Source organism: Shewanella submarina (assembly GCF_042646185.1).
Lineage (GTDB): Bacteria > Pseudomonadota > Gammaproteobacteria > Enterobacterales > Shewanellaceae > Shewanella > Shewanella corallii.
The window spans coordinates 1-12,175 of the sequence record NZ_JBHRTD010000014.1; the positions used below are offsets into that span (position 1 = coordinate 1).

Here is a 12,175-nt window from a genome sequence, read left to right on the forward strand (position 1 = left end):
CTCGAGAGGCTTAACCATACAACCCAAAAGGGTTTCGTAACACTGGTTAGAACCTTGAATAGAATACTGACTTGATTGAAGTCGAACTCAAATAAAAACAGCTTTCTAAATTGTACAGAATTTGCTTGGTGACAATAGCGCTGTGGTCCCACCTGAACCCATTCCGAACTCAGAAGTGAAACGCAGCTGCGCCGATGGTAGTGTGGGGCTTCCCCATGTGAGAGTAGGTCATTGCCAAGCGCCTAATAAGTGAAGAAGCCACCTGAATAAGGTGGCTTTTTTGCGTTTGGGGGATTTAATAATTATTGGTGTGTTTTTGAACTGCTGAGTATGTCTGCTCAGGTGACTTATCCACTTATAAGAAGGCGGCGATGCTCCACCCTCGATGTCAGCCCGCGCTGAGCGGGCTCCCGGCTACGCTCATACTTCGCTCCGCGTTAATCAAGTCCTGAAAGCTTCGCTTCCAGAGCAGACTTGCTTAACCCCCATGTGAGAGACCGATATTTGCTCCTCGGTAACTGCTCCTGCGTTACTCTACCTCCTATATCCATATAGTCGTGTAATATCGTCACTTCCGCCATCTATGTTGATCGTAGGGTGAAGCTGTTGCGCTAATCAAAGAAGTTTGATGCGGCAGATGAACGCGGAGAGCTTGTCTCGAAGCTGGCCATTGCCAAGCATCTACCCCCGATGTCAGGTCGAGAAATGTTCCAGGCAATCTCGACATTCACGCCAAACTACTTCCATGTATAAAGGCCAGTTCGGCATCCTGCCTCTCGCTCCAAAGCTTATGGCTTGCGCCATTCTCGCCATGGCGCTTCCCACGCTGAGGATTGGTAAGTGCTCCTGCGTTGCTCTACCTCCTATATTCATATAGTCGTACGTTACCGACATTCGCACTTTGATACTTTCCTGTACAAAAGCCAGTTCGACATCCCTGTCTCTCACTCTAAAGCTATGGCTGCCGTCATTGCTATCAACCAGCTGTAAGGGTTGCTCTGTGCTTCTCTGGCGAGGGTTATGACAGGAGCAGATAGACTGTGGGTATGTCAAAGTAGAGCCCTGTGTACATCTGTCTTTGTGCCAAAGGTGATTAGGAGGTGCAGATATGTGAAGGTCACTCTGGTCGGAGCAATGGAGAATAAAGTGTTGAGGAAGATGGTTACGCGAGTGGGAAATAAAACAAAAGCCTGCAGGAGGCAGGCTTTAGTTGGTGTACTCGAAGACTTTAACCACCTTGCGTACGCCAGCAGTGTTGCGGGCGACATCGACGGCCAGGTTAGCCTGGGATTTGTCGATAAGTCCCAGCAAGAACACTTCACCGTTTTCGGTAATCACCTTAACCCGGGTAACGTCCAGGTCGTCGGTATTCAGCATACGGGTTTTCACCTTGGTGGTGATCCAGGCATCATTGGAGCGGGTGGTGAATGAGGTAGGGTTACCTATCCGGATCTGGTTGAACAGCTTGCCGCCCAGTTGCAGCTCTTTGACCACACGGATAGCCTTGTCACGCAACATGGAGTTGGGTGACTGGCCAATCAGCAGAGTGTTGCCATTCATCACCACGCCAGTGATGTTGGTCTGATTCTGCAGGTCTTCGTGTTTGGACAGAGCTGAAGCAATTTCAAAATCAGCATTGGTGTCATCGAGTTGGGTGCGGAAGCTGCGCTCGTCATTGGCAACTACCGCTCCGCCAACAGCACCCACTACCACGACGCCGGCACAGCCTGACAGCAGTGACATTGCCAACAGCAGTGGGATGAGTCTTATCATGCCTGTTCGTCCTGCGGGAACAATGTGCGGTCTATGTTGTCGCACAGGCAGTGGATAACCAACAGGTGTACTTCCTGGATACGGGCTGTGACGTTGGAAGGTACGCGGATTTCCACATCTCCACCGCCCAGCAGACCTGCCATGGCGCCACCATCTTTACCAGTCAAAGCAACAATAGTCATATCGCGGCTCAGTGCTGCTTCCATCGCTTTGATGACGTTGCCTGAGTTACCACTGGTTGAAATTGCCAGCAGGATATCGCCGGGCTGACCCAGAGCCAGGATCTGCTTGGAGAAGATCTCGTCATAGCTATAGTCGTTGGCAATAGCGGTAATGGTTGAGGTATCAGTTGTCAGCGCAATGGCCGGTAATGGTGGACGTTCCACCTCAAAGCGATTCAACAACTCTGCAGAGAAATGCTGCGCATCACCAGCACTGCCGCCGTTACCACAAGCCAGAATCTTATTGCCGCCCAGTAGACACTGGACCATCATTTCTGCTGCTGTGGCAATGGATTCAGGAAGCGCTTCAGCTGCGTCTATCTTGGTTTGGATAGATTCAGTAAAGCTGTCTTTGATACGTTCTAACATGGATGAACCCTTAATCTCTATCGAGTGGCTATCATGCCACAAACGGAAATCCGAGTTGAGGCAAGAATTGTAAAATTATTAAAGTCCTGCAGATTATTGCAATCGACTTAAAAGATGTCGGTGAGCCATTGAATATGTTTGCCCTCAATGGCGACCAAATCAAATCGGCAGGGTGCCTGAATTCGGTTTAGCTGCAGATAGTGATTTGCAGCTTTGCGCAGTCTTTGTTGCTTCCTGGGGCCAACGGCACTGAGTGCACCGCCGAAGCTGGCAGATGCCCGATATTTTACCTCAACGAACACCCAACTGTGGCCTTCTCGCATGACCAGATCAAGTTCACCAAAAGGATAGCGGACATTTGACTCAACCCACTTTAGCCCTTGTTGCTCAAGATAGGCCTTAGCCTGTTGTTCCGCTATCTCGCCCTGATTCATAGTGGCTTGAACTTGCCTCTTTGGTATTTACCCCAGCTCAGATGACGTTCCAGCACGCCTTCAGGGGTAACAGACAGTTCACCACTTCGTCCCTGATATTGGAAGCCAGGGAAAGCACGCATCTGTGCCAGTCGGCCGACCAAATCCAGTGAATCATATCCCATGATATATAAACGCTTCTGGCTGTTACGCCAGGTCGGCCACAGCTTGGCTACCTCTGCAGTTTCATTGTTCGGTTGGATCAGCCAGGGTATATCGCTGAAGGTAATATTATTCAGTTCAATGGCGGTTTGGCTGGTGTCTTTATCCAGTCTGGCCCGGCTTGAAGTGTACAGGGGCACCGGCTGGGCAAAGACACTGAAGCTGACATCAATAAAAGGTTTGAGCAGCGTCAGTTCGCCACTGTTGGCCACCATATAAATGGCATCAATATCACGGCGCGAGCGGAAATCTGCTTCGAGACTAGTGCCAATCAATTGCTTCATTCTGGCAATACGCTCTTCAGAGTCCTTAACTCCCAGTGCAGCCTTGACGGCATCACCCATTTTGTCGCCTTTGGGATAGTAATGAACCTCAGCTTCTTTGTCTGTAAGCTGCATCCATTCCTGCTTAAAGGCTTCCGCCATACGGCGGCCTGCAGCATCTCCGCTGACCAATAACAGGGGAACGCGGATACCATCCTGATAAAGGCGCAGTGCAGCATCAGAGGCCTCCTGGGATGGAGACAGAGCAAAAAAGTACTGGTCTTCTGTATCGCCGCTTAGCTGGCTGGGTTGGTTCAGGTACAGCTGCGGAACGGCTGTCGCCTGTTGGTCCGGCTGTGCCAGGAAGGTTTGCAGCTTATTGACGTTGTCAGGTAACAGAGGGCCAATAACAAACTCAACGCCATCAGCCTGTGCCTTTTGATACGCGGTTACGACATCAGCGGCAGTATCGTAAAAGAGCACTTCGACGTTAGCGTCACCCTGATTGACATAGTTGCTGAGAATACCCTGTTTAACCGGGTTGGCGACGCCGGCCCGAGCTCCAGTCAGAGGCAAGAGTACGGCAATCTTCTGTGGACGATAGGGCTTGGTATTCAACGCTTTTTCAAGGTCGGTAGGCAGCTTGAATGCGCCTGGATGGCTAGGGTTTTTCTGCTGCCATTGACCTAAGTAGCGGACCAATTTATTGGGGGCGACGGCATAGTGCTTCGCCAGATACGCCAATTGCATCCAGCCTGCAAAGATCGGGTTGCTTTGATCTTCGGTAAATTGAGCCAGCTGTTGGTCATTCAATGGCTGCAATGCCTGCCAGATCTGATCATTAATCTGAGCGCGATCTGCCGGCGCCAGGTACTGCTCCAGCATGCTGAGTTGACGAACCTGCTCTACGGGTTGTTGCAGTTGTTGGTAGAGTTTGGCTTTAAGGAGATAGTATTCACGCCACTGCCAATCGGGCAGTGACCAGTCTGGGCGGTAACTCAGCATGTTCAGTGCTTCAGCAGGCTTGTCCTGAAGTCTCAACGACAGTGCCTGAAGGTAGTTATGCTGCGCTTTTATTTCAGACAGAGCTCCCTGAGTGTTTCCTATTGATAACAACAGCTTATCGGCACTGTTGTAATCTCCCTGATTGAGGTAAGCCTGAGCCGCCAGTAAGGTATACCTTTGCTTAATCTGTTGGCTCTGACCTGGTTGGATCTTAGCCAGATACCAGGCTGGGGTGTTGGTTACATTTTCCAGTGATACGACTTCCACTGCTGGCTGTGTCGATTGCTGGGTGCTGGCACAGCCGCCCAGAATGACAGCAGAAACCACCAGGGGAATTAACTTTGTTGTCTTGATGCTTTTCAACACTTGGCTTCACTCTGATAAAATGCTGGCTGTAGTTTATACCAATCTGCATAAGAATGTGACTAGTTCAACCTGTTGCACCTTGCTGTTGCTACAGAATCTGTCGCTTGAACTGGTTGATAAACACACTGAATATTTTGAGAGCTGATTGCATGGTGCAAAGTCGGCTCTTGTCATCGTCTACGCCGAGGTAACTATGACCCTGCCGGTCGCGCTATATATTGTTCCAACTCCAATCGGTAATTTGCAGGATATGAGCCCCAGAGCTGTTGAAGTACTTGAGCAGGTTGCTCTGATTGCCTGTGAAGATACCCGCCACAGCGGCAAGTTGCTTAAGCATTTTGGTATCAGCACCCGAACCACGGCGCTGCATGACCATAACGAGCGTGCCCGGGCACAGTGGATTGTGGAGCAATTGGCCAGTGGTAATGCGGTGGCTCTGATTTCCGATGCGGGTACGCCGCTGATCTCAGATCCCGGCTATCACCTGGTGACTCATGTTCGTGCCGAGGGTTATAACGTGGTGCCTCTGCCGGGCCCATGTGCTGCCATTACCGCTCTGAGCGCTTCCGGGTTGCCGTCAGACCGTTTCTCCTTTGAAGGCTTTTTACCATCGAAGGAAAAGGCTCGTTTGGATAAATTGACCGAGCTGAAAGAAGATCCCCACACTTTGATTTTCTATGAGTCCCCACACCGTATCGTCTATAGCCTGGAAGCTATTGCCAGGGTATTGGGTGAAGACAGACAAATTGTAATGGCTCGCGAGGTGACCAAGACCTTCGAAACCTTCCTGACTGGCGCTGCTGCTGAGGTACTGGAGAGGGTGAAGGCTGACGACAATCAGCAGAAAGGGGAAATCGTGCTGATGTGTCACGGTTTTACCGCGACCGATGAAGAGGGAATTCCGGCGGTTGCCATGGAAACCCTTAAGCTGCTGAGTGAAGAGTTACCGCTGAAAAAAGCGGCAGCCATTGCTGCACAAATCCACGGTTTGAAGAAAAATGCCCTGTATAAAGCGGGCCTTGAGGCCGGGCTTTAAGCAATTGCTGTTTTTCGCTGAAATAGTGGTTGGTTTGCCCAGATTGCTTGGGTATAATCGCCGCCGAGTTGGCCAGACAGTCGCCGCGTTCGTAAGAACGGGGAGGAAAGTCCGGGCTCCACAGAGCAGGGTGCCAGGTAACGCCTGGGCGGCGTGAGCCGACGACCAGTGCAACAGAGAGTAGACCGCCTGCCTTAGGGCCGGTAAGGGTGAAAGGGTGCGGTAAGAGCGCACCGCGCGGCTGGTAACAGTTCGTGGCACGGTAAACTCCACCCGGAGCAAGATCAAATAGGGTTCCACTACTTACCTCGGTAAGTTAATGCGTGGCTCGCGTTGGAACCGGGTAGATCGCTCGAGCCTGTGAGTGATTGCAGGCCTAGATGAATGGCTGTCCAAGACAGGACCCGGCTTATCGGCCAACTCGCTAAATTCAGAGAAACCGCATTCCGAAAGGGATGCGGTTTTTTTATGTCTGCTTAATGCTGGAAAGAGTGGTGGAAAATATCACCTGAAATGGCATCTGGTGTCATTCATTATTTAATATTGGGTGCGACACTTAATATTGGTTATTTATTATGGAAATAATCAATAGTTTTTAATTCTGAAATATACAACATTTTATAGATTGATATATAATGCGGTATTTATATTGGTGCCTTACTTTATTGTTGACTGTATAAAATATTTAAAATGTTCACACTATTAATGCATATGTCACGCTTAGGTATTAAGTCAGTGGATTAAAAATATGATGTTTTATTAATCTCATGTATTTGCTTTACTTTTTCTGAGGCGGCCTTATCTTGTGCTTTTGCGAATTGCTGTAATCTTTTAATTGCAAAGTAGAACAATGGAGGTTTTACGTGCAAAATAAACTATTAGTATCGATCGCAGTAGCATCTGCGCTTTCAATATCTAACTCTCAGGCAAACGAACAAGCATATTTGGCAAGTGTCGATAAAAGTAAGGCGATTAAGAACAGCTATATAGTTGTTTTTAAAACGCCAAGCATACTTGACCTGTCAAGCCGAAATGCGATTGCTGACTATGCGAAGGTTGCCGCTCAATCTATAGAGAATGAGTTTGGCATTCAAATAAAGAAAGGCTTTGGCGGTGCACTTAATGGTGTATTGGTTAATGCCAATTCTGAACAGTTAGCTCAGTTACTGAATAATCCCAATATTGATTTTATTGAACAAGACCAAATAATGTCTGTGTCTCCTTTATCATCGGCCACAAACAATCAGGCTGGTGCTACATGGGGCTTGGATAGAGTTGATCAGCGGTCATTACCTTTAAGCGGTGACTATAACTATAACTATGATGGTTCCGGTGTTACCGCATACGTTATTGATACCGGTGTTTCAAGTCATGCGGAATTCAGCGGTCGGCAATCTCACGGATGGGATTTTATCGATAATGACGCTGATGCCACAGATTGTCATGGGCACGGTACCCATGTAGCCGGGACTATCGGTGCCTCAACCTATGGTGTTGCCAAGAATTCCAGCATAGTCGGCGTAAGAGTGCTTGATTGTCAGGGTTCCGGAACCAATTCGGGCGTGATTTCCGGCGTTGACTGGGTCGCGCAGAATGCAACAGGGCCTTCAGTTGCCAATATGAGTCTCGGGGGAGGCGCTTCACAGGCGCTGGATACCGCGGTAAGTAATGCCGTTGCGGCAGGCATCACCTTTGTCGTTGCTGCAGGTAATGATAATAAAGATGCCTGTAATTACTCACCTGCAAGGGCTGCCAGTGCTATCACCGTTGGCTCTACAGATGACAATGACTCGCGCTCCAGTTTCTCCAATTTTGGTGAGTGTCTGGACATTTTCGCTCCGGGACGCAACATCACTTCTACCTGGATCAATGGTGGCACTAATACCATTAGCGGTACTTCCATGGCATCGCCACACGTAGCGGGTATTGCTGCACTCTACCTGGGCGAAGACAGTACGCTCAGTCCAGCCCAAATTGAAACCATGCTGGCTGATCGCTCCACCAAGGATACAGTGGCAGATCCGGGGCCACTGTCGGTTAATAAACTGGCCTATTCACTGTCAGACAGTGGTGGTCCGGGTGGCGAGCCGGTTTGTGGCGATACCTGTATGGAAAATGGCGTACCTAAAACTGGGTTAAGCGCCGGTTTCTTTGGCGCAACACACAATTATCGTATTGATGTGCCAGCAGGGAAAACTCTCACTATCACAGTTGATGGTAACTCCAGCAGAGCAGTTGCTTATGCCAATGCCGGCAGCACCCCAACCAGCTCGGTTTATGATTGCAAAACGTCGAGCAGTGGAAACCCGAAAACCTGTAGTGTGAGCAATACTCAGGCAGCCACCTATCATATCCAATTGACCAGCGGCTGGTTCAGCAGCTACAGCGGTGTGTCCCTGACAGCCAGCTACTGATAAGCCATTACCGAATAAAGCTCGCGTTAATCGCGAGCTTTTTTACTTGGGGCTTTGTCTATGGTTTTTTATTCTCGATGAGTGACTGAATTCCGATGCGGATTACTACAAAAGTCAGGCTGTAGCTGACCAAGGTACACAGATATATTTGCAGGAGAATGGGGAAACTCAAGGTATAACAAAGCCGCCCTCGGGCGGCTTGGTTATGTCCGATAGAGGTGGAAGAATCGGACCGAAAAGGGAGTTTGGTCAGAGCCTCTATTGGGCGTCTCCTCAGCGCTGTATCTTCAACTCGGCCGGTATAAATACTGGCTGTTGTCGGAGTCACAGTGGGTTGAGTTCTACGCCCCGTCATCAAGGCAAAAACCTCACTTCCTGTTAATCACCCTAGAATAAAATGTGATGCGTGTCACGCTTTTTTGGTGTCAATTTGTATCCACTTGATGTGAATGAAAAATCAGAAATGACTCCTGACCTGGAAGCGCCACTCCCAGCTGTCGAGGCCGGGAGCACGGTTTAATGGCAGGCTGAAATCCACATGGGCAACGTTGCCATAGCTAGAGCGAGAGGAGTAAATACGCGCACCCAGGCCAACGCTGGCCATCGGTCCTGAAAGCAGGTTGTTGTCATCATTTTCACCAAATGCTTCACCGGCATCGGCAAACAGGGCCCATCCCAATTCAGCGAGTTGGTATAGAGAAATATTGGGGTAATACCTGAGTTCGCTGGTAAATTGCCACTGTTGGTCCCCCCATTGATAATCATCCGGGTAGCCACGTACTCCAGTGTTGTCGCCAAGTGTGGCTGGTTGATCCAGATAGTTGTTTTTACTGCTCAGTAATCGCAGCCTGTGGTAAAGCTTCCAGCTTTCGCTGAAGTTGTAGTACCACTCCCCCTGCAGAGCCAGTTGGTAGTGATCTGGGATTCTGGTGTTGAGTACAGCCTTGCCATTGGCGGAAAGCAACCAGAGTGAATCGGCCTGTTTGAAGCCCCGGCTGGAACGCCACCAGAGATGAAAACCAGGATCGCTGTTGTCTGTGCGGGTTTCGACGCCCAGTTTAAAGAAATGGTACCAACCCAGATTAATGTCTTCGTTGGTGTTGATCAGCCTGATGTTCTGGAACACTTTATACTCATCTTCAATGCTCTCCAGCGCTACCCAGGGGTAGAGAAACTCTCTGTCTTCGGGGAGCCTGGCATCAGGGTAGTCCTCCCAGAGGTTGAATCTGTGGTGGTCGTGGGTTATTCCCAACAGCAACCTGAGTGCCGTGCTGTCATCCCAGTCAAGGCGATGGCCATAGTTGACATTGGTATAGCTAATCTCGTGCTCAAATCCGGAAACATCTTCACCGTTTTGTCTCAAGGTGTCTTCACGTAGGTCTTCAAGGGTCTCCAGACCATATTGATTGATGCCATCCAGCGTAAAGAAGGGCTTGATAAAGGCAAACTTGTAGGCCTGGCCATCACTGTTGTCATAAATCTCTGCACTGACGCTGGCGTGTGGCAACCAGTTTACCGGGGCATCGATCGCCAGCTTGTAACCCGTTCTGTCTTCGCTGGACTGATATTTGAGGCGGGTACTGATGCCCCGTCCCATCAGGTTGTCTTCTTTGATCCCTATTGAGTAGCGATTTTCCCCGCCACTGCGACTGAAGCTCAGGGTTGGCAGCAGTGACCAGTTATCCCAGGTTTCCACCAACACCACATCCCGGTTTGCAACAGTGGCGGCAGGGTCAGGCTTCGGCAGTGTGATTTTACTGTCTCTGAGGAAAGGTTCAGCCCTGAGCAGACGCTGCGCCTCAGCAATATCTTTGTTATCTATGATATCGCCGGGAGCAAAGCTCAGATGGTCGAGAACGGTTTGCTCCCGGGTATTGATGTGAAGAAAGTTGGCCCAGTTATGGATAAAGAATGCGTCTTCTGCTGACTCATCAAAGATGGGGTGACTGACCACCACTATTTTGCTGACCTTGATTTGGTTTTCCCCCGGCTGCGACTCTTCAGCCAGCAATCCGGGTTGGACTGGCAGCATTAACAGGGATAACAGCAACACCCGGGGTGGGGTCATAGGCCCTCCTTGGATGGAAGATGCCTGCCTTGGGGTCAGGGTCAGCGCAGGTATATTTGTCTATGTCAGAGTTTGAATTGTAGTTCAATTAAATCAATGAGCTTTCACACAAACACTGACATTGGCCAGCATAACTTGTCAATCCGGCGGGCAAATGCCCGCCGACACAGGGCTAGAGGGTTGAGCGAGGGGTGACGGCAACATTTGAAAAAATCAGCCCCGCCACAAGGGACATAAATATCAGAAATACCTGAGCGCCAATTTGGGCCTGATTCAGCATGACCTCGCCTGAGATGAGTGCGTTAAGACCTATATAGGTTTTACTGCCCGGCACCAGGATCACTATGCCCTGCAGCAGAGCTATGCTGGCAGGAGCCTTTTGCCACCGACTGTAGAGGTTGGCATAAATACCCACTGCAAAAGCACCGACAAAAATACCCATGGACTCACCCAGGTAGATGCCGCCAATTTGCGCAGCAATAAAGGCGATGATACCGGCGATGATTCCCCATGGTGCATCTTTACTGCGGGCTTTAAACAGTATTACCAGAGTCGCGGACAGGATAGGCACCGCCAGCCAACTGTGCCAGCGTTCCAGTGGGACAGGAGTGACTTGAGGGACATCCCCGAATATCGCATGGCCTATCACCAGTCCCAACATGCCGCCAAAGTAGAGTTTGCACATCAACATCATGGCATCCATGATGCGCGCCGTGCCGGACATGAGATCTCTCGCGGCCAGCTCTGCAAGACCAAGGGTCAGTGCCAGACCGGGAATAAAGATAATGATGGCGGAAAGCACCACCACGGGAATATTTAGCTGAGGGGAAATATGGGCAATGGCACAAGCCCCTATTGCGCAAAGAATGGCGGCCAGCGGCTCCAGCATTTCTGCCATACGCCTGGATTTTTCCGCTGCGATAACCAACAGATAAACCGGCAACCCCAGTATTCCTGACCAGAACACATCCTGCCAACTGGTTCCCATCAACATGGCAAAAGCTGCAGGGCTGAGCATAAACGACAGGCCTGTCATCAGCCGCCCGTAGGGAGCAGGTTTATCAGCAATCTCCTGCAAACGTTCAATGGCATCGTCTAAAGTGCGTTCGCCCTCAAGCAGCTGATTGACCAGCTCATCGGTGCGCGCCAGCGAGCCAAGATCCAGATCGCCGGGATTCACCCTGGCCATATGGTTATATTCCTGGTCCGCATCATGCTGCAGCACAAAGGTCATGGTAGTCGGGGTAATAAGAAAGTAACCCTCGATACCCAAAGTTGATGCGACTCTGCGCAAATGGGCCTCAAGCCGGTACGCGGGCGTACCGAATTTATGCAGTGCCTTGCCCAATTGAATAATGAACTTTCGCTTTTTGAGAAACTCCTGAGTATCCAATTTCCTTGCGTCCCGTAGCGTTAAATGAGGGTAAAAAAAGTTGCGCGGATTTTAACCCATACCATCTGTATTAAGTTAATAAATATATCTAAATTGAGTTTTTTGGTTGCATTGACAGTGGTCAACCTGAATGCTGTAAATCAGATAACACTATGGAGAGTAAAGATGACAGTGGCGATAACAGCAATATATGCCTCTTTAACGGCCCTGATGATAGTGGTGTTCACCTGGCGTGTGATTAAAGAGCGACGGGCGACCAAAACCGGGCTGGGGGATGGTGGCAATGAATCGTTGCAACTGGCCAATCGGGTACATGGCAATCTGTTGGAAAATGCGCCTATAGTGCTGATCCTGATGTTGCTGGCGGAACTGGGCGGGCTGTCCTCTTTGCTGCTCAATCTGGCAGGCGGAACCTGGCTGTTCGCACGCTTGTTGCATGCGGTGGGATTGACTCAGGGGCGTGGTGGTATTCATCCGGGGAGGTTCTGGGGTGTGCTGCTGACCTGGGGTGTTATTCTGTTCCTTGCGGGGGCCAATCTGTATCTTGCTTTGATGGCACTGGCAGCCTGATTTTTATTCGCCTAACACTGTGCTGACTGGTATACTCCGCCCCCTTTAAAAGGCCGTCAAAC

9 protein-coding genes, 1 rRNA gene and 1 other RNA gene are annotated in these 12,175 nt (G+C 50.0%); 5 read left to right on the forward strand and 6 right to left on the reverse strand.

All coding sequences use genetic code 11. The features are described 5' to 3' along the window. The first annotated feature begins 124 nt into the window (after positions 1 to 124). Positions 125 to 240: ribosomal RNA gene (rrf, locus tag ACFOE0_RS11325) — 5S ribosomal RNA — on the forward strand. 966 nt (positions 241 to 1,206) lie between these two features. Here rrf and ACFOE0_RS11330 read toward each other — a convergent pair. The 4 genes from ACFOE0_RS11330 to ACFOE0_RS11345 form a co-directional block, all read right to left on the reverse strand. After that, entirely contained in the window at positions 1,207 to 1,773 is a 567-nt protein-coding gene (locus tag ACFOE0_RS11330; protein ID WP_248937413.1) for a BON domain-containing protein, read from the reverse strand. Next, on the reverse strand, positions 1,770 to 2,363 hold the full coding sequence (locus ACFOE0_RS11335) for a phosphoheptose isomerase (RefSeq protein ID WP_115138679.1): 594 nt from the start codon (positions 2,361 to 2,363) through the stop codon (positions 1,770 to 1,772). The genes ACFOE0_RS11330 and ACFOE0_RS11335 overlap by 4 nt, the downstream gene beginning before the upstream one ends. Positions 2,364 to 2,470: 107 nt before the next feature. Further along, a complete protein-coding gene (locus tag ACFOE0_RS11340; protein ID WP_248937414.1) occupies positions 2,471 to 2,797 on the reverse strand; it encodes a YraN family protein in 327 nt (108 codons plus the stop codon). Further along, positions 2,794 to 4,632: a penicillin-binding protein activator gene (locus ACFOE0_RS11345; protein ID WP_248937415.1), complete on the reverse strand. Its 1,839-nt coding sequence runs from the start codon at positions 4,630 to 4,632 to the stop codon at positions 2,794 to 2,796. Before ACFOE0_RS11345 ends, ACFOE0_RS11340 begins: the two co-directional genes overlap by 4 nt. Positions 4,633 to 4,825: 193 nt before the next feature. Between ACFOE0_RS11345 and rsmI the strand changes: the two genes are divergently transcribed. The 3 genes from rsmI (at position 4,826) to ACFOE0_RS11360 (ending at position 8,082) form a co-directional block, all read left to right on the forward strand. Then, positions 4,826 to 5,668, forward strand: coding sequence for a 16S rRNA (cytidine(1402)-2'-O)-methyltransferase (gene rsmI, locus ACFOE0_RS11350; RefSeq protein ID WP_248937416.1), 843 nt, complete (start codon positions 4,826 to 4,828; stop codon positions 5,666 to 5,668). A 64-nt stretch (positions 5,669 to 5,732) separates the two neighbouring features. Further along, an RNA gene (gene rnpB, locus ACFOE0_RS11355) (RNase P RNA component class A) lies at positions 5,733 to 6,096 on the forward strand. A gap of 516 nt (positions 6,097 to 6,612) precedes the next feature. Then, positions 6,613 to 8,082 carry a S8 family serine peptidase gene (locus ACFOE0_RS11360; RefSeq protein ID WP_283106545.1) on the forward strand — a complete coding sequence of 490 codons (1,470 nt, stop codon included), beginning with the start codon at positions 6,613 to 6,615 and terminating at the stop codon, positions 8,080 to 8,082. 457 nt (positions 8,083 to 8,539) lie between these two features. On the opposite strand, the gene ACFOE0_RS11365 is transcribed toward ACFOE0_RS11360, so the two are convergent. Both ACFOE0_RS11365 and ACFOE0_RS11370 read right to left on the reverse strand, forming a co-directional pair. After that, positions 8,540 to 10,150: a ShlB/FhaC/HecB family hemolysin secretion/activation protein gene (locus ACFOE0_RS11365; RefSeq protein WP_248937418.1), complete on the reverse strand. Its 1,611-nt coding sequence runs from the start codon at positions 10,148 to 10,150 to the stop codon at positions 8,540 to 8,542. A 172-nt stretch (positions 10,151 to 10,322) separates the two neighbouring features. Continuing rightward, a complete protein-coding gene (locus tag ACFOE0_RS11370; protein WP_248937419.1) occupies positions 10,323 to 11,543 on the reverse strand; it encodes a threonine/serine exporter family protein in 1,221 nt (406 codons plus the stop codon). 165 nt (positions 11,544 to 11,708) lie between these two features. On the opposite strand from ACFOE0_RS11370, the gene ACFOE0_RS11375 reads away from it, so the two are divergent. Further along, positions 11,709 to 12,113: an MAPEG family protein gene (locus ACFOE0_RS11375; RefSeq protein ID WP_248937420.1), complete on the forward strand. Its 405-nt coding sequence runs from the start codon at positions 11,709 to 11,711 to the stop codon at positions 12,111 to 12,113. Positions 12,114 to 12,175: the final 62 nt, after the last annotated feature.

What these genes read in the sequence shown, in the direction of transcription:
- ACFOE0_RS11330 (WP_248937413.1), bottom strand. Translation starts at nt 1,773, where the DNA reads ATGATAAGACTCATCCCACTGCTGTTGGCAATGTCACTGCTGTCAGGC.
- ACFOE0_RS11335 (WP_115138679.1), bottom strand. Translation starts at nt 2,363, where the DNA reads ATGTTAGAACGTATCAAAGACAGCTTTACTGAATCTATCCAAACCAAG.
- ACFOE0_RS11340 (WP_248937414.1), bottom strand. Translation starts at nt 2,797, where the DNA reads ATGAATCAGGGCGAGATAGCGGAACAACAGGCTAAGGCCTATCTTGAG.
- rsmI (WP_248937416.1), top strand. Translation starts at nt 4,826, where the DNA reads ATGACCCTGCCGGTCGCGCTATATATTGTTCCAACTCCAATCGGTAAT.
- ACFOE0_RS11365 (WP_248937418.1), bottom strand. Translation starts at nt 10,150, where the DNA reads ATGACCCCACCCCGGGTGTTGCTGTTATCCCTGTTAATGCTGCCAGTC.
- ACFOE0_RS11375 (WP_248937420.1), top strand. Translation starts at nt 11,709, where the DNA reads ATGACAGTGGCGATAACAGCAATATATGCCTCTTTAACGGCCCTGATG.